Source organism: Nioella sp. MMSF_3534, assembly GCF_030732985.1.
Classification (GTDB): Bacteria; Pseudomonadota; Alphaproteobacteria; order Rhodobacterales; family Rhodobacteraceae; genus Nioella.
The window spans coordinates 25686-46994 of record NZ_JASHJX010000029.1 but is presented as its reverse complement, the minus strand read 5'-3'; the positions used below and the strand labels follow the sequence as shown (position 1 = coordinate 46994).

Below are 21309 nucleotides of genomic sequence, written 5' to 3'. Positions count from 1 at the left end.
CACTGCCACTCAAAGAAATCAACACACACTCAACCACAAACTATGAGAAAGCTTGGGAATGCTTGTTTGGATTCCTCTTTTCTGGGGTGGCTGTAGTGCTAGTGAGTGTTATATGGAGCTGACTTATGACAACGTTAAATATTGAGGAATCGGCCAATATTCAAGAAATCAGAAGCTTCGTGGATGAGGTGCAAGGTATCTTGGGCAACAGATTGGGCGCAGCAACTAGTATTACAAGAAATGTTGTAGAGTTTTTAGGAGGGGTTCCACTTGCAATTATTGAACTCCCATTTAATTTGTTGCGTAGCGACTACACTACATTCGCTGAAATGACTCAAATTGAAGATGTTCTAAGGGATATTGAAAATACTCTCGTGGGTGAGGAGATTTCACTTGCAGAACTCGATCTTGTTGCCGAAAGACTCGTCGAATTAAGTAGTACCGGAGCTTTTCTTGAAATCATAAATACGCGAGGCGGTCCAATTGTCCGGCCACATCAGTCCTTTTTGAATGCGATGAACGCCGTGGCTGAGGCTCGATACGAGCTTACGGGTGTATTGGGAGACGGGGCGTTTGGCGACAATGCTTTTGGCGATGGATTTGCCTATGACTACACTCTTGATCTAAGTGATGATTACGATGGATGGCTTCAGGAGCAATCCACGAATAATGTGAATGGCGGTCCGTTGCCAAGCTCTCCCATTCCCATTCCAAACCCCTCGTATGGAGGAGAGACCCAAAGCGGCAAGCCTGTTATTCTTGACCTTGACGGGGATGGCGTTGAGATCGCGATTGATGGCGATGTGAGCTTCGACGTTGATGGCGACGGGTTTCTCGAACGGGGAAGCTGGGTCGCGCCGGATGATGGATTTCTGGTGATTGACCTGAACGCCAATGGCACCCGTGGTGCAGGCGATGGGATCATCGACCAAGCGCGAGAATTGGGTTTTGCGCTATGGGGAAATGCAGGAGACACCGATCTGCAGGCATTGCGACGGGCCTTCGACAACAACAACGACGGACTTCTGAACGCACAGGATAGTGTTTGGTCAGAACTCAGGGTCTGGCAGGACCTCGACCAGGACGGCGAGACCGATGCGGGCGAATTGCGCACTTTGGCGGATTGGGGGATCACTGAGATCAGTCTGGGCTATGACGATGGCTCCGCCTATGCCGATACGAGCGATGATATCTCGATCTTCGGCAACACTCTGCACGGGCTGGCCTCCTTCACCATGAACGGAACCGTCGTGGAAGGGGGCGTCGGGGACGTATCGCTTGCCTACAACAGTGCTGGTTGGCGGAGGGTTGAAACTGCGAAGGGCTATTTGATCGAGTTCGAGAATGGCCAATCCTATCAGTACGCCGTTCTGGACGGGGCGGGCAACAGCTGGGTCAACCTGGTGTCGGACTGGCTTGACGGCGCAATAGGGGATGGCCGGGCCAACCATCTGGACGCGCGCAATCACACGCGCTTGGTGCAGCTGAGCGGTGGTGACGGTGCAGACACCCTTCAGGGGGGGCAGGTCGGGGATTTGCTGTCCGGCGATGCGGGAGCGGATGCGCTCTATGGTCATGGAGGCAATGACCAGATCTTCTTCGATGAGCACGACAGCGTCGTGATGGGCGGCTCCGGCTACGACACGGCGGTTTATGCTGGGTCTGTGGGGATAACCTTTGACCTGGTGGCCAGTGAGTTCGAGGCCGCCTATGGCGGTGATGGCAATGATGTTCTTCATGGCGACTACACTGATCAGTCAGTCACAATGTATGGCGGGGGCGGCAACGACCTGCTGAATGCCAGTCGTACCGATGATGTCCTGTCTGGAGATGATGGAAACGACACCATCAATGCCCGGGCCGGAGATGACATGGTCATCGGGGGCCTCGGTGCTGACAACCTACGCGGTGATGTCGGGGACGACATGCTGCTTGGCGGAGAAGGCAGCGACACCCTGGACGGCGGCACTGGCGATGACATGCTGCTTGGTGGCGACGGCAATGATGTCTTTTGGGGCGGAACAGGAGATGACTATCTCGATGGCGGTGCGGGGGATGACATTCTCCGTGGCGCGGCAGGAGATGATCAGGTTCGCGGCGGTGATGGAAATGACTGGCTGGAAGGCCAGGCAGGAGACGATGATCTCTTCGGGGGTGAAGGGAATGATACAGTCTATGACGGCTCAGGAGATGACTATGCCCATGGCGGGGCTGGGAACGACCTGTTTCACGACGGGCTGGGGGATGATTTCTATCGCGGCGGCGACGGCAATGACTGGTTTGTCCTGACAACTTACGGGGGCAATAACGTCGTTCAGGGGGGAACAGGCACTGATACGCTGGTGCTCAATGGCAGCGCAGATCAGTGGAACTGGGACTACGTCCGGGAGGTTCGCCAGGTCACCAGTGGCGATGGTATTACTGCCACTGAATATGGCGTCGGGCAGTACATCTTCTGGTCTGCTGATGCCCATATCCAGGTACAGGATATTGAGCGGGTAGAGTTCAGCGGTACGGGTAGCGAGACCTACTGGTCTCATCTGGACCAGCAATCGAGCCAGGAGTTCAGCCTCGCTTATATCGCTTCCTACGGGGATCTCATTAATGCGATGGGGACGAACTGGACGCACGGGAGCATCCATTGGGACAACTACGGCCAGGGAACCAATCGCGAAGTCACCTTCAATGCGTTGCAGTATATGGCTGCCAACCCCGATATCTATAACGCTTACGGGATGGATCTTGTTCGAGCAACTGAGCATTACATTCGGTGGGGCAGGACCGAAGGGCGCAATACCGGTGATTTTGATGCTGAACAGTATCTTCGCAACTACAGTGATTTGAGAAACGCCTATGGCTCAGACCTGTCAGCTGCGACGATGCACTACATTCGGTGGGGCAGGACCGAAGGGCGGACAGACGACCCACGGAACGGAGCTCTAACAGATACCCAATGGGCCTCCTGGTTGCAGAATAATGCCGCAGCGAGTTCAGTTGTTCTTCTCAATCATGTCAATGCTCAAGAGGACAACTCTGACACGTTCTATTGGGCAACTCATCTCGACGAAACCGACCCCAATTCCGTTATCTACGGATATGCGGGCACCGCGAATACTATTGATGGTGGCTCTGGAAACGACACTATTCAGGCGGATAATACCGGGCATTGGTACTATCTGAACCAACCTCACGGGAGCGTCGGGCGCAATGATACCGTGGCCGGAGGAGATGGCGATGACGTGATCCTGGCGGGGCTTGGGGCAGATCAGCTGGCCGGAGAGAATGGGAATGACATTCTTCTTGGCGAAGGTGGCAACGACCGTCTTGACGGAGGGAGCGGGTCTGATCTGCTGCGCGGCGGCGAAGGACATGACAGTCTCTTCGGTTTGGACGGATCAGATGTGCTTGAGGGAGGCAACGGCAATGATCAGCTACACGGCGGGGCCGGAGGGGATATCCTGAGAGGAGGAGAGGGCCTCGACATCCTCAATGGAAATGGCGGCTCAGATGCGATCCATGGAGGGGACGGAAGCGATACCCTCAACGGTGGTGAAGGCGGAGACAGCCTTTCTGGTGACGCTGGCGCAGATCAGTTGAACGGCGGAGCTGGCTCAGACTTGCTGCTCGGCGGTGGTGATAATGACCTTCTTGACGGCGACCTTGGTGATGATCAGCTGTTTGGTGGTGACGGCAATGATACAGTGCTGGCCGGTGCTGGCAACGACTACCTGGTTGGCGGTGCTGGCGCCGACAGCATGGATGGCGGGGCCGGTCAGGATGTGCTGATCGGGGACGGCGAACCAGGTGCGGACGGCGTTGTGATAGGTGGGGCCGATACGCTGAGTGGCGGCGATGGCAATGATATTCTGATGGGTGGCAGCGGCAACGACCTGCTGCTCGGTGGCGATGAAAATGATGTGTTGAATGGTGGCTCAGGGGCGGACACTCTGAATGGCGGCAGTGGTGTTGATGCAGTGAGCTATGCCGATGCCACGGTGGGCGTGTATTTCTCTCTGGATAATTCGTGGGCGGGAAACTTCACCGGTGAAGCCGCTGGCGATAGCTTCACTGATATCGAAAACGCCTATGGATCTGATCATAACGACCGAATCTACGGCACCCATGGAAGCAACGTGATCTGGGGGGCCGACGGAGACGACCAGATTTATGGTCGAGGTGGCAACGATGACCTATTCGGCGCAGAAGGCAATGACCTGATCAATGGGAATGATGGAATTGACCGGCTCGATGGCGGTGAAGGGGACGATATCCTGTTCGGTGGGACAGGTGCTGATCACCTCATCGGCGGAGAAGGGGTCGACAGGGCTCAGTATAGCAATGCGACGTCGTCCGTCCTGGTAGACCTTCAGTATGCTCAGCTAAACACAGGCGAGGCAGCGGGAGACACCTTCGAGAGTATAGAGAACCTGTTTGGTTCCGCTCATGCCGACAACCTTCGCGGTGACAGTACAGGCAACACAATCTGGGGTGGGGATGGAAATGATCATATCCATGGCCGAGGAGGGAACGATACCCTTTTGGGTGGGGATGGAAATGACATCATGTGGGGAGGCGCAGGAGCCGACCACATGGATGGAGGAGCAGGAATTGATCGTGCTCAATACTACGGGACTGACACGGGCTTTGTAGCGGACCTGCAGTATTCGCAGCACAATACGGGCGTTGCAGCGGGGGATACCTATACCAGCATCGAAAATCTCTATGGTGGTGGCGGCAATGACAATTTGCGCGGGGACTCCGGAAACAATGTGATCTGGGGCGGGAATGGTAGTGACCAAATCCATGCCCGGCACGGCAATGACTGGATGTATGGGGGCGAGGGATCAGACTCTTTCAACTTCAATCGCGGGTGGGACCATGATCGAGTCATGGATTTTGCGGATGACGAGGACACTCTGATCTTCCGAAACTTCGGGCTAACCGATGCCCAGGACGCCCTGTCGCATGCTACTCAGAGTGGCTCAAACGTGGTGTTTGACTTCGGAAACGGGGATACGCTGACTGTACTGAACACGGATCTAGCCGCACTGAGCGATGATATTCTAGTACTTGGGTGACGAGAATATGACCCAAAATTTCGTAGTCAGTTTGGACCATGTTCAGGGGGCAAGGCCAGCAACTGAGCGAACACTCTGCTGCGAACGGACTTCCGTCCGGGGACGGAACACTCTTCAGTTGATAGACGTGAGGTTGATATAGACGACTGGAGGACCCAATGAAATCTGCACCCGAAATCCTGCCTCGTATCTCTCAGGACAAAACCAAAACCGGGCCGCATCTGGGTTGCTGCATTCAGCTCCGCCAGAAGTACAACTTCTTGATCGCTCTAGGGGTCTTCGGAAAGAAGGCAAATCTCCATACGGTTTGCCGACGCATGTATGAGACGACGACATTCCGGGAAACCGAGATCGACAAACGCAGCGGTGTGTCAAAGGAAATTCAGACCATCAATGACGCGACGGCTTACGGCAGGCTGGACAATACCTGTAGAGAAGGTCCCAACTGCAAATCTCTGATCCGGGAAGAGCTTGATTTTCTGCGGCAATGCTTTGCGAGGCTGTTCGGCGACAATGCGATGGGGCACGTCTCCGATGAGTTTCTTCTCAATGGTACGATGTTTCAACTACTGAAGAGTTTGAACGGTGCTCAAATCGACCTGGATTGGGTGGACATCGATCCAATCCTTGCACTCGAAGCCGTAGCGCTGGCAGCAGACCCTTGTCTGACGATCGAGATCGAGAACTTCACGGGAACCCGCTGGAGCAAGCAAAATGGCGGGATTCAGCCGAAACCTCCAGTATATGCGACAGACGTTTTCACCACGGAAATGGAGTATCGCCTGTTTCTGGACGAAACCATCGCCCGCGAAAAGCCGATTGTGTTTGAGTTCTTTGGCGCAGGCGAGGGCCGAACAGAAGACGGGCGCCCTGCCCGCGCGCAAATTCTACGACATGTGGTGCGGTCCGATGATCGAGAAGGCCCCTGGCGCGTTTCCGAAGAGCGAAACCAGCCGCTGGAAATGGGATCCGAGGAGGGGTGCTATGGGTTCTGCGCAATTTCTGGTCTGGGACAGGCTTTGGATGAGTTGCTTCCAACTGGATTTGATCCGTTCTGCCTGTCGGATGAGGATTTACGTTCACTGACCCGCTGTGTGCTGGAACAGTCGATGATGGCCTCACCTCCGATAGTTGGCATTCGGCGGTTTCAACTCGCTACGCCCGATGAAGTTGGAAACCGGCCCAGAAATAGGGGTGGGAAAATGGGTGGCGGCCGCCGCTAAGGTGCCCCTGCCCTTGCCTGGAAAATCTCGACTTTCCAGTGCTGATCGCATCCAGATCCCGTGCCTCAGCGTCGCGCAACCAGATTTGAGCTGCGCGCAGGGCGGCGGATACGGGCTGCCCCTGGCCGATGTATTGATAGAGGCGGTGCATCAGGTGTCTGCTGGCAACATCATCAACCGGCCATTGGGTACTGATCACTGCGCTGGCTCCGGCAACCAGGAACGCAGTGGGCAAACCAAAGGTCTCATGTGGCAAATTGGAGAAATCCGGCAGGCCGGTCTGACAGGCCGCCAGACACACCAGTGGTCCGCCCTTTAATTTAGCGTTTTCAAACACCCAACGGGCGGTCAGAACCTCGCCATCAGCACACCGGATTCCGGCACCTTCGAGATAGTCGAAATCGTGCGACCCATGCGTGGTGAAATGAATGACGTCGAACGCTGAAGAACCGGATAGATGTTGCTGCACTTTGCGCAGCGTGGAACAGGCTGTGTATTGGCGCAACTGGTCCTGCAGCGTTCTGGCTTCCTGCCGCGCCTCACAAAGATCAAAATCCACGATATGAAGCGCATGACCCAAGTCTATCGGGTGTGGCAAATATTGATCAGGACCAAAGGCGACAGACATATCGTCAATCACTTGCCTAGCAGCCCCATGCTCTCTGGGAAATTGTAACGCCGCAATCGGGACTGTGCACCAGCCTCCAAAAGCGAAGATCACGACTTCTTCGAAGTCTCGATCCCGCAAATTTGACAATACCGGGCCAAGAGCGTCAGAAATTTTGAGGATCCACTCTTCCAAAGCGATCGCCATTGGCCGACGGCGACCATGCTGAAGGAATTCTTCCATGCCAGCAAAAAACCCAGCTTCTAGACGGTCGGTTGCCTTCGTCCAGAAGGATTTCCCCACACCTTCCAGTGTGTAGCGCTCAACAAATCCACCTTCCGCCAGAAGGACGTCTGCGCAGCCTTCGACAACCGGGTTAAGGAGATACAGCTCAGCCGTTCCTTCCGGCTGTACGTTTGGTTTGGTGTTGAATCCCAGCAGTCGGCCAAAAGCTTTGCGCGCATATTCCAGCGCAGCAGCAGGACCTTTTTCTTTCAGATACGCCAGAACGCCCAAATCAGCTATGACGCTGACAAATCCTAGTTGATGAGATTGCTCCGCGAAGGTTGATGTTTGTTCGACGATGCCTCGTGTCTGCTCCAGCACATGTTCCGCGATTTTGATCACCTCAGCGAAGTCGCGCGAAATCGAGAGATATAGGGCCTCGAGTTCGTGCCACTCCAACCACCATTGCGTGGTTTCAAGGGGATCGAACTTCCCTTTGGTGGCAACGATGTCTGCCATCGCATCGCCCATCCGGTTGGCGCCATGATATTGGCAAAGCTCAATAATAAGCCCCGCGCGTACCAATCTCAAAACATCACCGCCCTCGACACCTGCCGTGTCACTGGCGGTGATTGCTTCAGAAAGCAGCGTTTCGGCCTTGCGTATGTTTGAAGCTTGCTGGCGACCACCCGAATCCGCCAGAGCGCGTGCAAGGTTACTCAACGTGCTCGAAAGCACCTCCGGCGGGAGAGTTTTCGTTGAATGCTTGAGGGATCTCCGAGCGTATTTTATCGCCTTTGGCGTGCATGCTGCATCCCCAAGGATCTGGCGCATGTTGTAAACAACCGCAAGGTTGAGATAGCCTTGTGCCATCCCCTCATCATTCTGTGCGCGACTGAACACGTGGAGGGCGCTCCGAAAAGCCTGCTCCGCCAAGCTGAGATTTTCCCATGGATCGCCCTCGACGAGGTCGAGATAGGCGCTGCCCAAAATGCTATCTACATTCGCCCGAATAATACGATCATCACCGGCGCGGAAGGAAGCTCGAACCTCTTTGAGCTCGTCGACAGCGCTTTGTGCGGCAGAATATCGTTCCGGCCCCACAATTTCACTAAGCGCATATCCACGGTAAAAGCGCGCATTGAGGATCGCAACATTGTCTTCCAACTCTTGATAGATCGCGATTGCTCGATCGAGATGCCGAATCGCTTCGAAGAGCACCTTGTCTCTGTACCCGCTGCCTTCGTCAGTCAAAGCCGCGCCAAAACCCAACAGGGCATCAGCAAGTTGACGCGGCAGTGCTTTACCCTCTTCCAAATCGTGTAGGGCGCGTTCGAAGCAGTATTTTGCTCCGAACTCACACCAAGGCGCCCGATCATACTCTAAGAGAAAGTTTCCGAGGATGATCCAGCACCCGGCCGCTCGATCCGGATCAGCGTTTGACAGGGCCGAAAAGGCGGCCTTTGCTTCCTTTTCCGTTGGAATTCTCAACCAGCCGCCCCATCCACATTGAATTCAGTTCAACGCTCGATCTTGCCGAGTACCGTTCATGAGATTGAGGCACAACGCCACCCCTGGAAACCGGTGCAGAGCTACGATTTATTCGTTGTCGTCTCGATCGTTTGAACGAATTCGTCGCCAAAGACGGACTGGGCCAACAATCGGCCCCTGCGCCCAAGCGTTTAGAGCAGAGGAGAGAGTGCTGCCCCTTTCTGCCTCCTGCTCAACATCTTGCTGAAGATCAGCAAGGTCTCCGACTACGCCGGCGCGAACGGCATCTAGCGGATCGGGGTGCTCAGAACTTGTTTCGGGGCCGTTTCGAAAAACGGCAACGCGATACGGAACCGGAGGGTTTGAATAAAGGTTTTTCATCGTTTGATTGGTTAGAAGATGATAAACCATTCTAACATAGAATAGGGGTGATTGCAAATTTGTTCGTATTTTCAATAGGTTGATCCCCATTTTCAAACCGACTTCAACCTCTCACAAAACGAAAGAGCTTTCTAACAGCGCGCGTAGCCCAGGCAAGGAAGTATCCCGCGGCGAGCACGGCCGTGAAGCCAAACACGATGAGAGGTATCGTCATATTCGGCGCACTCAAGGTTCGCATCTCTTCGCCCTGCCCGGCTTGTCCAAGGGCGCTCGTTAGAGCCACGCTCGTCTCATCCGGAAACGCATGGAGCACAAGAAGAGCGATGCACAGGAAAATCGCGCCGAATGGAAAGGATAGATTCACAGATGCTGGACTTGGCGCGTCGCTTCTAGATACGGACCGCTTTGCCCCATGAATGTTTTCTTCCTGACACTGTAGCGTTTCCTTTCCCGCCCATACGAGCCTGGGCTCGCGAAAACCAGACGTCGCTTGAGGGGGCGTCACAGGGCCGAGCGAGCTTTCCACAGTCGGCTTCCCACGTCGGTCAGATCCAAAGTTTAGCAAGGTGTAGCGAGCTCCACGCGCCTTTGCCAAATCTTTCAGACTATTATGCACCGGGGGGTCTTCATGTTCTGGTCGGTCGGACATGGTTTCATCTTTTCCTTCGCAAAAGACACAGGAGGCCTATCAGCAAGATATTCAGATAAGGGATCGCGACACCAAGGCAGAGGGCCGGGTGCCATTCGATGCTGCGAAGCCTTTGCGCGGTTGAGGAGAGATTGAGCCAGGCTGTGCCCAACAATCCCAACAACACGGCCGGTTCATTTGCTTCATCGGCAATTACAAGGATAGCGATCGCACACACGACCACAGCGACCTGTCGAAAAAAGTAGCTGAGCCGGCCAATTGTTCCCGAAAACCGGAACCAGGGCGCGTCCGTGAAAGCGGAGACGGCTGCGTTGTTTCGGCGCCTACTGGTTCTCGCCTTTGGCTTTGGAGCCACATAGGTCTGCGGTTGTCGGCGGCTTGTTCTGACCCGATTTCGTGGAGCCGTCTGGGAAGCGCTTCTCGAATTCGGTCTCTGGAGTTTCTGTGCAGGGTTCAACGCCCCAAACACCGGAGTGCTGCGCTTTGCTTCAAGGCGACACCAAGGGCACGCTTTTCCCTTAACAAAGTGGTGGCTAGCGCTTGCGGAACATGCCTCGAGCCGTCCCAGAAAACTGTGCTGTATGGCATTGGCCCATTCTGCGGCTGTGGGTCTGCCACCATTGTTCGATTTGGGATCAAAAGCCCGTTCAAAAAGCGTCGCGAGTTCATCAGGTAAGTCGCTTGGGTGAATGGCCATGTCCCTCGATGGGGGCAAGACCCCTTTCAAGGATGCGGATGTCCCAAACGCATAGAGGTTTCTCTCGACAGCCTCTGGGAGTGAGAGGTTTCCTGCACCCTTGTCCTGGCCCGAGAACGGATGACGACCATTGCAGAGAAGCAGGAATATCATCACCGCTATCGAGAAATTGTCGTGATTGGCCCTCCTGGTGATCTGTTTCAGGTCTTTGTGAAAAAGCTCTGGCGGCAAGAAATCCGGCACTCCAACTCGGCACCTGAACGTTTTTCCGCCTGCAGACACCTGAAAACTGTCTGTATCGATCAGCAGCGCCTTGGCATCTGAACTGATCAGAATATTGCTGTGATTGATGTCGCCAGCGACGTGACCAAACCGATGCACTTCTGCGAATGCCCGGGCCACATTCATTGCGGTACAGCCCAGAAACGACCAATCCGCCTGCGGAAAATGCGTTCTGCGATCTTTGGCATTGTAGAGTTTGTGGATGTCTTTGTGGTCGCCGGCCAGCGGCATAACATATCCAACGAGCGATCTGGTCCGCGCTTCAAACACCGCATCCACTGGCCATGCCGAAAACTGCAAGAGATTGTCGCGCTGGCTCGCAGGCAGCTTCAACATGGTCTTGAGCTTGGCCTTCTGGTTCTCGGATGGTGGAGAATGATAGATCTTGGCGACTACTCCGTAAGGATAGTTTTTTCCCCTATCCGCGACTTTCCACACCACACCTTCCCCGCCCGCCATTTCCTTTGCCGCAGAATCCTTCTTGAGTGGTGCATTCTTGAGGTTGAGGTATTCACCCATGCTGACGCCTCTCCGCCAGGACGAGAGACTTGTCGTCGTCTGAGGTCTTGGCAAGGTTGGGTGAGTTCAGGATCTCGGTCAGCCGCAGACAGCGGTCACGTTCGAGCTCAGACTTTCTGAAATGGTCAAAACACTTCTCAAAGAAAGGCGCATGCGCGCGACGCGAACGATCCACCAACGCCGCATGTTCAATGCCATCTGTGAACATGGCCAGCTGCGTCACCTGCAACTCGCAAATACACCCCTCAGCAACCTCCATCGCGTTCTTGGAAGTCACAAAGGTCGTCACATTGCTGTATTCTTCACCCTTGTCAGGCCAAAAGACCCATACCGGTCTCTCCGAAGATGCTCGACCTTGTTGAGAGTCAAGAACAATTGCACCATCGCCAATCTGAAAGAACATAGCGCGCCTGTCCGCGACAACGGCTAATAATGCCGTTGCTGCAAGCTGCGAAACCGATGTGGCCAGTTTCTTGGCTTCGTCTTGAAGGACGGCGCTACAGACCTCGAACCACATTTCAAAAAAATCTGAGCTCCAGACGCTGCTGGGGGCATCCCTGAGCTGCCGCGATGCCAGCGCCATGAAGGTCTCACAAACCAGCTTTGATCCGTGCTGGCTGTATTTTGCGCTTCCCGCACCATCTGAAACGGCGGCCAACAGGATCTCCGATCCTTTGGAAGTCTCGATGGTCCGGACAGCCGCTGAATCCTGACAAGGTTTGTCCCTTGCCAGATGCGACTGTCCAATCACGCTGGCACTGCCGATTGCCCATATCGACGACATTTCAGGTCGCGGCCCAGCTAACCTGAGGTAGGGCAACCGAATCCGTTCCGGGATCATCGCTGCTGACCTGCGTCAGGGAGTCCGAGAGCCACTGGAAGAGCTCTTCAAATGCAATACCGCGCAGTTTGAGCGGTGCCCGCTTTGTCGAGATACGTGACAGAACATTCATGTCGGCCTGATCCACCCCGACAGCAAAGAAAGTGAACGCGCGATTATCTTCGCCATCGCTGATCCTTGCGATTGCACTCGTAACATCATCGGTGGGGGCACCATCGGTGATAAGGAAAATCCAAGGCTTGTACGACTTAATGGCATGGCTACGATAGGTCTGCCGTCGCTGTGCGACCAAGTCGACCGCTTGCTCAAGCGCAGCACCCATCGGGGTTGCTCCGTTGGCCACCAAAGGGCTCGGAGAGAAACCATCTACGGTAGTGAATTCCTGGCTGATGTCGACATTGGCGCCAAAACTCACGATCGCAACCTCAACGCGCTTGGCAGCAAGGTCATTGCCTTCGATCGCGCTCTTGAATGTCTCAATCCCTCGATTCAGTTCGTCGATAGCGCCGTTGCTCGTCATCGAATATGAACAATCGAGAACCAGAACACATGGGCAGCGCGGCTCGGGATTGTCTGCAAAATCTTCAGCGTCGAAAGCGTCAAAATCAATCATGTCATTCATGGAATTCTCCCTCAGTTTCTGACTCAGCGGGCCAAATGGGAGCTCGCTGTCAGGGCGTTTTTGGCAGGGAGACCTCTGCGGCAACAACGGACTCAAGTCCGGCTTCGCATCCGACGTTTCAACTTTTTCTTTCGCTGCGAATGGCAGCCGCGCCCGGTCTCCGACCAGGGTTCAAATGAACCGCAGTCGGAGCCCTTCTGTTGCACTGATTGATCAGCCTTGTTGAGACAGCAGAAATTTGGCGACCTGGGGCACTTTTCTCCAGCCGGTAAGCAAAAACCGCCCATCTACCAAGCGTTCCACAACAACCTCCTGCTCGTGCTCGAAATAGACGCCAAGGGTATCAAAAATCGTCACGCGGATCGGAAACGACGCATTACGCTCGAGATGGGGGATTTCGAAGGCAATCGTCACATCTTCCGACAACTCGTCAGGAAATATATGGCGGTGATAAGTACTGACGGCCCGGCGCGTCCAGACGTTGTAGGCCTGTCCAACATCTTTTTCAAAACCGGGAACGTTGTCAGGCGCAAACGAAGAATCCCTGTACCATTGAACGATGTTGACGAACTCGTTGAAGGTCAGGAACGGTTGGAACGGAGATGCGAAGGTTTTAATCTCGCCAGGTGAGATCTGGTATTGGATCATGGGTTCATCCTCTTGTTGAGGACTCTTCCATGAAGCCAGCCATTGTTTGTGACGCGAGACGGAAATGCGTTTCCGCCCGGCAAGTGTCTCAGTTTTATCTACGCTAGGACAGACATCAGGCCCCGAAGCTCGTGTGCATTGGAGATGCCGAGTTTTTCCTTTACGCGGGACCAGACCTCGTAGGTGCGGGATCGTTGTATCCCGAGCATCTGGCCGCCTTCCTGCACACTCACGCCCTGGCTAATGGCCTCAAACAGCCTGCGCTCCTGTGGCGTCAAGCGCTCCAAAGGATACCCTATAGACTGCACTGATCGCGCCGCCCCCGTCCCGATTTCAAAGCGGAGAAGCCAGTGCTTTTCCTTTTTCATCGAATAGAGAGGATCAGGCTCGAAGGGCACGGCAGACACCGTTACGTCACTATCCGTTGCCGCGTGGCGCAGTACCGTCAGATCATCGTCATGCCCTTCAATCTTGAAACTCGCGTTCAGACACAGACTGATCCGACCAGATGGCTGAGACACTTTTGCGATGCCCTCGTCTTTCAATCGCCGAAAGGCGTCATTGGTCAAAGCGACCTCGCTGCCTGGCGACAAAATGCACGCAGGAACGCTGTGTTGGCTGAGATGATCAAGCGCAGCCTGACCGGATTGCTGACAGTGCATAACGTATTGGCTCGATTGCCATGCTTCACGAAGAATTTCGGCATGCGCTTTGCAATAGGACATCAGGTGATCGGTGGCGGGCGTATCTATCTCCGGCAGGAACAGGTTGATTGCAGTCCAATGGCCGGGCATCCGGTCAAGTTCAAAGGCAATCGTATCACGCAGACCGGCTCGTTCGAGCCACTCGAAAAACCGCCGATCAGAAGCAGTTCTGGGATCCACGATACGTGACATGACGGTCGGGATATGGGGGTAGGCCTGGATTTGGGCTTTCGCCCAGGGATCGATCGTGCGCAATTCGGTCATATAAAAAGCCACAGCTTTGAAGTCAAAGCCCTGGATCAACGGAGAATGATACTCGGCTTCGAGAGCATCATCATTGACGATCTGACAGGTTTTCTTGTCGCGCAGCGTTATGATTGCAGCTTTTGCAGGCGTTACAGAAATCAGGTGACGAAGCAGATTTTCCCATTTCCGTGGGTCTTTGACAGCTTGAAACGCCAGCCTGACCAACTCTGGATCAATGCTCACACTTGTTACCCCTTTCTAAACCCATCAAGCTTTCCATAGCACTTGAATGACGCGGCCTAATTCCGGTTTCGAAACACAAGCCCTGCAATCCCACGCAAGATCAACACAACCACGAAGTTGACGACAACTCTCACGGGCTCAACCACAACATAGACAATGACCATAATCAGCAACAGTGCCATGGGGTCGAGTACCGCCAGAAAATATACCACAGCAGGTGCGACAGCGATGCAGTATACCAAACGCAGGAAGCCATCGTTCATCCAGCCCATGTTCGCTTCCTAGATCGCCAGCATGACGCCAAACATTTCGCCTCGGTGTCTGTATAATGGATTTGGCAAACTCCAAGCGGACCTGAGTCCGGTTTTGGCGCAGGAAACCCAGTCCGGCACGTGGTTCCCAATTCGCGCGTCTTAATGAAGACTTCATGAGGCCGATATTGACTTCGTCAGCTCAAAACACTGCCAGTTTTGGTAAGCTGTGCGAAACAAATATTCATCGATCATGGATCAGTCAGAAACGGGTGCTGGTGGGGGTCGGTCGTCGCGCAGGATCAGCGCGGTGGCCGCCCGCAAAATGCTAGGAATGGTAGGCAGGAACTACTCTGGAGAGGATCTGGAGGCGGTGTTGGATTGCCTTTATGGGATCGCGGAGGCGTCGTTCGAGACCTATCTCGATCACGGCAACATGCAACCTATCGATCTCCCAAATTCAGACCCGGAAACTGACTGATTATCTCCGCCAAGTAACACTCAAAGGTGTTCCAGTGCAGGGACGTGTGGGCTACCATCTGTCTTTCATCCATCGGAAAATCCCGGTTAAACCGGTAGAGGAGTGTCAATTGGGGTGTTCCATTTTGGATTTCTTCGATGCTGGGTGGCGTTTCAAAGATGAAGCCCCAGTCACGTTCGATTTCCGGCTTGGCCACCGCATTCAGGATAGCTTGTTCGGGGTGTTCCATCCGCATCTTGGCGATTTGGAAAAAACGGTCGATATCCGCCTCATTGATCTGTGAATTTGGTGCAGCCTTTCGAGCTTCTTCAATGGCAGCTTCGATTTCTTCGACCTCATTCTCAAGCCGTTTCAGCACAATCGGTGAGGAACAGATCGCCAGTTTGTCGATCACTGAAGCCTGTTTGGTTTGAAGTAGTTGGATCTGATCTTCGACGGTCCGTTGTGCCTCAAACCGAGCGCGGTTCTTCTGAATCCAGACATCGCGCACGACCTCGCGAAATAGCCCCAGAAATCCGGGCTTTGCCTGGAGGCTTACCAGATAGTTGGCAACGGTCCCTTCGAACTCTGCTTTGGCGTAGCCCCGATGCTTGTGGCCGCGGCTGCAATGGTAATAGCCGTGATACTTACCAGATTTACTTTTGGACCGTGAGGCCAGAAACGGTTTTCCACAAACGGGGCACAAAACTACATGGCGCAGCAGGAACTCTGGATTGTGCTTGTGGTTTTTGTATTTGACCGAATTGTAGCTGACTTTCGGCGAGCCATCGCTTTGCTTCGAAACAACCACCTCGCCACGATTGGCCGCGTTGAAGAGATGTACCGAGACTAGCGGTTCAATAGGGGCCTCAACCGGTACACCATTGTTCCAAGCCTCCAACCGGATTCCGCAGTAGATTGGCTTGCGCACGAGCCGCTGTACCTGTTTGGCAGTCATCTTCGTTTGTTTAGTCATACCGACGACCTTGCGGGTCACGGGATCAAACACGCGCCGGACACGGGATTTGTAACCCATGGCATTCACATGCTGTGCAATCTGCTCGTCGGTGGTCTTGCCTTCCGCCCGCAGCTGGAAAATCCGCCGTATGAAGCTGGCCTGCTCGGGATGAGGCTCCATTATAGTTTTCTTCTTGCCGTCTTCGGTGGTGATCTTGACGTTCTGGTAGCCATAGTTGGGAGGGCGAACCTGATAGCCTTGGCGGGTCAGCTGTATTTGCTCGCCAATGGTACGGGTCAGGATATCCGATGCCTCGGCGCGGGCCTTTTCGGCCATGAAAATCTCGGCGTAGTGGCTGGGGCTTTCGACGGCCCATGAATACTCGACGCCCAGATGTTCCAGCCTGTTGCGCGAGGGTTGAATGATGCCCGTCGTGTCGATCAATTCCACGCCCATTTCATAGAGACGGCGTTTGAGGGCGAGATAGATCTCGGTTCCGCCACGGGTCAGCCTATCAATATCGCCAACGAGAACAAAACTGACATCCTTGTTGGCTTCCAAAAACGCAAACATATCGTCCAATGTTCGCCGGTCAGTTTTGCGTCCCGAATAATGTTCAACAAAGAAACTGACGATGTCGATGTGCTGGCGCTTGGCAACAAATTCGACCTTGCGGCGCTGTGCCTCGATCGATTCACCTTCCTGGAACTGCTTCTCCGTCGACACACGCAAAAGCGCCACGCCAAGGCGCTGTTGGTCTGCAGGTGGCCGGGGCATCCTCATCCATGGTTAGCGGGTTTGAATCAATTTCGGGCGGCGAGACATATTGTGCCAGCTCAGGATTTGCGGGCCGCAAAGAGTTTCTTCTGGGGCTTCGGCGATGGCACTAAGGCGGTTCAATTCTTCGTCCGAGAGCTGTTCGACCAGCAACCCGCTTGGGAGCAAGTTAAGGAACGCCTGCAAATCCGCCAATTCATCAGCGTCTCGCTGCAGGCGGGCAAGATCACCTGACGTCAGTGCTGTCAGCCGGGCATTCGGGGTTTTCATGTTTGATCATGCTACCGGACAAAGGGCAGACGTCAAACAATACGAGGCGGATCAGCTTGCCCGTCAGCCGGAATGCTTGCCAAGAGTCTAAATACTGTCGAGGTCGTCATAGTAACTGAGCGCTGGCAGGTATCGGCTTTGATGTACGATGCGCAAAATGACCGGTGCACCATTCAACGCCTCAATCGGGGCGAAAAAGATCAGATGCTTGCCGCAGGGGAGGGACCGCATGTTGTCGCCGAAAAGTTCCCGGCTACGCCCGATCAAGGGATCGTTTGTGATACGCTCAAAACTTGATGCAAGATCGCGGTAGTATTTCAACCATTGATCCCGTCCCCATCGGTCAATTGTATAATTGCGGATGTCATCCAGATCCTTGCGTGCCCGCCGGGAAAGGCGAACGGTCATTTGGCAAAGGCACTCGGCTCATAGGCCACTGGGTCGAACTCTTCGAAGTCTCCGGCTTCCACATCTTGGCGGGCCTTTTCGAGATCGGCGCGCAGGGTATAAAACTGCCGCGCCCCTTCTTTTTCCATCAAAAGGCGCACACCAGCACGCACGACTTCACTAAGATTGGCATATGCGCCTGAACGGATCTGGCCTTCGACGTAGTCTTGCATCGGTTTCGTGAGATGAACATTTGGCATGGTATTGTCCTGCGTTGCGGTCAGATAATATCAGATACTGACATATCATGTCAAAGTTATCACCGCCCTCGGGTCTGTTGCCGCAGTCGCCTTGCCAGATCCCATTCCCGGTGCTGGTTGCCACTGCGATGACCGCGCTCGTAGGTCTTGACCTCATCGTGGGACAGCCCTTTGGGTGGGGTGTCCTTGCCGTCATATCCATCTCGCCAACCGCGCTCGAACATCTTATCGCGTGGGACTTGTTCACCTGTGATCAATTTTGAGTTCTGTGCCAGTTCCCGGTCGATCGCTCTTTCATTACGTTTTTGCCGGTAGTCATAGACCCGATTGTAGGTGGTCATATAGGCTAGCCGGTAGCGATCTGACAGAAGCGAAGCAACTAGCTTGGGGTTTGGTCTGCGAGGCAGATTGTTTGCGCAGTGGAGTTCGGCATCGCGCCGGCCGTCACGTTGGCCCCGGCGATCAGCGCTCATGGCTTTTTTCCTCTTCGCGGGCCTGAATCTCAGCTTGCTGCGTTTCCCGCCACGCGATTAGCGCCCGCCGGTCAGACTTGCCTTTGGCGTACCCTTCCTCATAGCCCGCACGCCATACCGGGATCATGGCAGGTTGCAACAGGATCAGTTCAATCGGCGAGCCGAGCAATTTGAGTTCGCCTTCGCTGCCGGCGGCATATCCTGCCGTGAATCCTGAATCATAAATCTCCTTCCGGTCCATAACTGTCTCCTCAGAGCTGGATCAATCTGGGTGTCTGCCCGCCGGTTTGCGGCAGCGGTGCAGGGGTCTTACGTGCTCGCCGTCGCAGGTCCCCGCGCTGGTAAAAGCGTTTGGTTTTCAGAAGGATGGGAAGCCGGTTCGAATAAAGCATCAGCGCCTCGTTTTCTTCCATGCGGATGATATCAGTGGCGGCCATCAGCGGGGCCTTGGCGGTACGGCCAAGGCGGGCCTCAAGGTTGCGGGCGGTTTCCAGGGATGCGCCCGGCAAATATAGCTCGGTGCCGAGGCCATCGATGATGGTGCGGGCATCCTGAGCGCCATAGCGCCCTTCAAGCTGACCGAGCGATTGCAGGAACAGCGCATAGGCCACTTTGTATTTCCGTGCGGTGGTCGCAAAGATCTCAAAGCCAGGGACCGCCAAATGCCCGAACTCGTCGAGAAACAGCCAAACCGGGTTGCCGGGGTTTTGCGGGTTCTGCAGCAAGGTTCGAAACAGATCTGCATACAACAGGTTGAGCAGAAAGGCGTAGAGGCTCATCTGTGTTTGATTGACCATCACGTAAAGTGCCGTTGGACGTTGGCGCAGCTCAGCAAAATCCAGCGAGTTGGTAGCCGTGAGCGCCGCCATTTCCGGCGTGGCAACCGCATCAAGGGCCACATCCGCCGACATCAGCACCGACTGCAACGTCTTGAGATTACCTTGGACAAAGGCACGATAGCTTTGAAACGTGCTCTGATCGGCCTGGGTAGCTTGCAAAACGAACTGATCGATCTTTCCCAGCTGGCCCTTTGGCGCGACATGGGCGTCAAAGCCGGTCACGAGATGGCGCAGGTTTGCCAGATTACGGAAAGACGGGTCGGGTTGGTTGTGAAGGCACTGAGCCAAGATCCGTATCAGCTTTTCCGCCGATTGGTCCCAGAACGGATCGTGGGCGGCCTGACCACCGGCGCGCCCGCTGGCGGATCTGACAAGTGTTTTGGCCAATTCAGCCAGGTCCTGCGGCTCTGTTGCCCGGGCAAGCGGATTATAGGTTTCCGACTGCGCGGGGTTCATCAGATTCAGAGTGCGGATCACGTATCCTTGTGACGCCAAATAACCCGAACTGGCTTGGTATAGCTCACCAGACGTGTCCGAAATCACGAAGCTGGGGCGGCTTGCCGGGGGCGACAACAGATTGGGTAACACGATGGCGCTGCTTTTCCCGCGCCCCATGCCGCCTTGCACCAGCAAGCTTTCATATCCGGCTTCTTCCGATAGCCGTGAAGAGCGCCCGTCGACCAAAGGGCCCTGATGAGATGATCGCAGCAGACGCCAGCGTTCGAACCATCCCATGAAGCGTGTTTGCGGCGTGCGTGCCCCCCAAAGCCACCCGAGCGAGAGACCAAAACCCTTTAGCCCCCAGCCAAGCCCTTTGAATACGCCGGTGATGAGCAACCAGACGGCCTTGAAAACCCCGCCAAACAGGGCTGAGATCCCGCGACCTATGCCGCGAAATACGCTGTTCACTCCGCGCCGAAACGGTGCCCAGGCGAAATAGGTGATCACCGCGACCATCAGCAATCCTGCCGGGGCCAGCGACAAAAGAAACACCGGGACCAATGGCAAAAGCGACAGGATGATGATGAATTTGAAAAAACCTTGATTAAACGCTTTCATTGTTCGCTCTCCCGGAAATTCGTCCAGCTCTGCACCGGTTTGTGCAGGCAAGGTTCGGGGTAACGGGTTTGCTTCGCTCAGATGAGGGACGGAGTTCCGCCTGTCGCTGAAGTCAATGCTCGTCGCGATCGAAACGATCAATCACGTCATCGGCGCGCCGTGCCATTCGCCGCCGGAGCATTTCGTGCGCGCGTGGATCGTCATTTGTTTTGGGAGGCGTAGGTCGTTCCTTGTCTGGTAGCCTATCGAAGGATGCGATCAGCCCCAAGGTCCGTAATCGATATCGCCGTCCAGAACAGTGCTCAATGACACCCCAGTTCTGGCCGCGTTGGTAGAGCTCGAACCCAGTTTCCTGAAGCTTCTCAAACAATGCTGCCCGGTCCGGTGCATTTTCAAAAACAGGCTTCAGCCGGGTGAAGACCTGCTGTTTTCGCGATGGTTCCCCGGTTCGGCGCACAAGTTCGCCTTCTTGGATCGGTTGCTTGGGTGTCTCCTTGTCAGCAGGCTTGTCATAAACCACCCGCGCGGAAATTTCGGGCAGGTGCTCTGATCGCCATCGCTCCAGATCACGCTGAACGTTGGCAAAATAGCTTTTCTCCATCCGAACCCGGCGTTCTGACCGCACTGCATTGGCAGAAATCATCAAGTGGATATGTGGAAAGTCAGTGTCATGATGGACGTGCCCCCAAGCCAATTGGTGCGGCGCCCGTTTCTCGCAATAGCGCTCGGCCAAGTCGTGCAACGCGGCCTCGATTTCGCTTGTCGAAAGGTGCGGCTGAGGCTCCAGCACAACGACTTCATGATAAAGCGCATTGCCGCCCTTGCGCACTGGCAAGTGCCGATAGTTGTCCAGAAATTGGCCAACTACAGCGTCTCGATCCCGCCCGCTGGCATAAAGATTGCGCACAAAGGCGGTGCCGGTCTGTACATTCGAACCGCGTGCGATGTAGTCCGCCAGTTGGCCAAACGTTGGCGCCTTGCGCGACATAGATTTGATGATCATGAGCAGCAATGCCCAAAATCACTGCCGTGAGCCGTCCAGGATTTGTCCATGTTTCAACCTCAAGGATACTAGGGGGAAAGCCCCCAGCAATCCTTGTGCAGTGGGTTCATCGAAAA

General features: G+C 54.8%; 17 protein-coding genes. 2 read left to right on the top strand and 15 right to left on the bottom strand.

The genetic code is table 11. The features are described from left to right. The first annotated feature begins 125 nt into the window (after positions 1-125). Together RBB16_RS13130 and RBB16_RS13125 are read left to right on the top strand one after the other, a co-directional pair. Positions 126-5078 (top strand): hypothetical protein, encoded by a 4953-nt coding sequence (locus tag RBB16_RS13130; RefSeq protein WP_306046600.1) that lies wholly within the window; start codon positions 126-128, stop codon positions 5076-5078. A gap of 158 nt (positions 5079-5236) precedes the next feature. Next, positions 5237-6301, top strand: a complete 1065-nt coding sequence (locus RBB16_RS13125; protein ID WP_306046599.1) for a hypothetical protein — start codon at positions 5237-5239, stop codon at positions 6299-6301. Here the strand turns inward: RBB16_RS13125 and RBB16_RS13120 are convergent. The 15 genes from RBB16_RS13120 to RBB16_RS13050 form a co-directional block, all read right to left on the bottom strand. Next, the gene (locus RBB16_RS13120) at positions 6234-8624 is read right to left on the bottom strand and encodes a CHAT domain-containing protein (protein ID WP_306046598.1); all 2391 of its coding nucleotides are present in this window, start codon (positions 8622-8624) and stop codon (positions 6234-6236) included. The two genes, RBB16_RS13125 and RBB16_RS13120, sit on opposite strands and share 68 nt — an antisense overlap. Before the next feature lie 1034 nt (positions 8625-9658). Continuing rightward, positions 9659-11152 carry a hypothetical protein gene (locus RBB16_RS13115; RefSeq protein ID WP_306046597.1) on the bottom strand — a complete coding sequence of 498 codons (1494 nt, stop codon included), beginning with the start codon at positions 11150-11152 and terminating at the stop codon, positions 9659-9661. Then, positions 11145-11936 carry a PP2C family serine/threonine-protein phosphatase gene (locus tag RBB16_RS13110; RefSeq protein WP_306046607.1) on the bottom strand — a complete coding sequence of 264 codons (792 nt, stop codon included), beginning with the start codon at positions 11934-11936 and terminating at the stop codon, positions 11145-11147. The genes RBB16_RS13115 and RBB16_RS13110 overlap by 8 nt, the downstream gene beginning before the upstream one ends. Position 11937: 1 nt before the next feature. After that, positions 11938-12615, bottom strand: a complete 678-nt coding sequence (locus tag RBB16_RS13105; protein WP_306046596.1) for a VWA domain-containing protein — start codon at positions 12613-12615, stop codon at positions 11938-11940. 213 nt (positions 12616-12828) lie between these two features. After that, on the bottom strand, positions 12829-13263 hold the full coding sequence (locus RBB16_RS13100; protein ID WP_306046595.1) for a hypothetical protein: 435 nt from the start codon (positions 13261-13263) through the stop codon (positions 12829-12831). Between the two features lie 98 nt (positions 13264-13361). After that, the gene (locus tag RBB16_RS13095) at positions 13362-14456 is read right to left on the bottom strand and encodes a hypothetical protein (RefSeq protein WP_306046594.1); all 1095 of its coding nucleotides are present in this window, start codon (positions 14454-14456) and stop codon (positions 13362-13364) included. A 56-nt stretch (positions 14457-14512) separates the two neighbouring features. Continuing rightward, positions 14513-14728: a hypothetical protein gene (locus tag RBB16_RS13090; protein WP_306046593.1), complete on the bottom strand. Its 216-nt coding sequence runs from the start codon at positions 14726-14728 to the stop codon at positions 14513-14515. A gap of 422 nt (positions 14729-15150) precedes the next feature. Next, positions 15151-16902, bottom strand: a complete 1752-nt coding sequence (locus RBB16_RS13085) for a recombinase family protein (RefSeq protein WP_306046592.1) — start codon at positions 16900-16902, stop codon at positions 15151-15153. Positions 16903-16914: 12 nt separating this feature from the next. Continuing rightward, on the bottom strand, positions 16915-17172 hold the full coding sequence (locus RBB16_RS13080) for a hypothetical protein (protein ID WP_306046591.1): 258 nt from the start codon (positions 17170-17172) through the stop codon (positions 16915-16917). Between the two features lie 87 nt (positions 17173-17259). After that, a complete protein-coding gene (locus RBB16_RS13075; protein ID WP_306046590.1) occupies positions 17260-17580 on the bottom strand; it encodes a type II toxin-antitoxin system RelE/ParE family toxin in 321 nt (106 codons plus the stop codon). Then, positions 17577-17819, bottom strand: a complete 243-nt coding sequence (locus tag RBB16_RS13070; protein ID WP_306046589.1) for a type II toxin-antitoxin system ParD family antitoxin — start codon at positions 17817-17819, stop codon at positions 17577-17579. The genes RBB16_RS13075 and RBB16_RS13070 overlap by 4 nt, the downstream gene beginning before the upstream one ends. A gap of 59 nt (positions 17820-17878) precedes the next feature. Beyond that, a complete protein-coding gene (locus RBB16_RS13065) occupies positions 17879-18292 on the bottom strand; it encodes a hypothetical protein (protein WP_306046588.1) in 414 nt (137 codons plus the stop codon). Then, the gene (locus tag RBB16_RS13060) at positions 18282-18533 is read right to left on the bottom strand and encodes a hypothetical protein (RefSeq protein WP_306046587.1); all 252 of its coding nucleotides are present in this window, start codon (positions 18531-18533) and stop codon (positions 18282-18284) included. Before RBB16_RS13060 ends, RBB16_RS13065 begins: the two co-directional genes overlap by 11 nt. Before the next feature lie 10 nt (positions 18534-18543). Continuing rightward, positions 18544-20190: a type IV secretory system conjugative DNA transfer family protein gene (locus tag RBB16_RS13055; RefSeq protein ID WP_306046586.1), complete on the bottom strand. Its 1647-nt coding sequence runs from the start codon at positions 20188-20190 to the stop codon at positions 18544-18546. A 112-nt stretch (positions 20191-20302) separates the two neighbouring features. Next, positions 20303-21193 (bottom strand): relaxase/mobilization nuclease domain-containing protein, encoded by an 891-nt coding sequence (locus RBB16_RS13050; RefSeq protein ID WP_306046585.1) that lies wholly within the window; start codon positions 21191-21193, stop codon positions 20303-20305. Positions 21194-21309: the final 116 nt, after the last annotated feature.

Bases quoted from the DNA above. Each gene is read 5' to 3' on its own strand.
- RBB16_RS13130 (WP_306046600.1), top strand. From the start codon at position 126: ATGACAACGTTAAATATTGAGGAATCGGCCAATATTCAAGAAATCAGA.
- RBB16_RS13075 (WP_306046590.1), bottom strand. From the start codon at position 17,580: ATGACCGTTCGCCTTTCCCGGCGGGCACGCAAGGATCTGGATGACATC.
- RBB16_RS13080 (WP_306046591.1), bottom strand. From the start codon at position 17,172: ATGAAAACCCCGAATGCCCGGCTGACAGCACTGACGTCAGGTGATCTT.
- RBB16_RS13060 (WP_306046587.1), bottom strand. From the start codon at position 18,533: ATGGACCGGAAGGAGATTTATGATTCAGGATTCACGGCAGGATATGCC.
- RBB16_RS13110 (WP_306046607.1), bottom strand. From the start codon at position 11,936: ATGTCGTCGATATGGGCAATCGGCAGTGCCAGCGTGATTGGACAGTCG.
- RBB16_RS13050 (WP_306046585.1), bottom strand. From the start codon at position 21,193: ATGATCATCAAATCTATGTCGCGCAAGGCGCCAACGTTTGGCCAACTG.
- RBB16_RS13090 (WP_306046593.1), bottom strand. From the start codon at position 14,728: ATGGGCTGGATGAACGATGGCTTCCTGCGTTTGGTATACTGCATCGCT.
- RBB16_RS13100 (WP_306046595.1), bottom strand. From the start codon at position 13,263: ATGATCCAATACCAGATCTCACCTGGCGAGATTAAAACCTTCGCATCT.
- RBB16_RS13115 (WP_306046597.1), bottom strand. From the start codon at position 11,152: ATGGGTGAATACCTCAACCTCAAGAATGCACCACTCAAGAAGGATTCT.
- RBB16_RS13125 (WP_306046599.1), top strand. From the start codon at position 5,237: ATGAAATCTGCACCCGAAATCCTGCCTCGTATCTCTCAGGACAAAACC.
- RBB16_RS13105 (WP_306046596.1), bottom strand. From the start codon at position 12,615: ATGAATGACATGATTGATTTTGACGCTTTCGACGCTGAAGATTTTGCA.
- RBB16_RS13085 (WP_306046592.1), bottom strand. From the start codon at position 16,902: ATGCCCCGGCCACCTGCAGACCAACAGCGCCTTGGCGTGGCGCTTTTG.
- RBB16_RS13065 (WP_306046588.1), bottom strand. From the start codon at position 18,292: ATGAGCGCTGATCGCCGGGGCCAACGTGACGGCCGGCGCGATGCCGAA.
- RBB16_RS13055 (WP_306046586.1), bottom strand. From the start codon at position 20,190: ATGAAAGCGTTTAATCAAGGTTTTTTCAAATTCATCATCATCCTGTCG.
- RBB16_RS13070 (WP_306046589.1), bottom strand. From the start codon at position 17,819: ATGCCAAATGTTCATCTCACGAAACCGATGCAAGACTACGTCGAAGGC.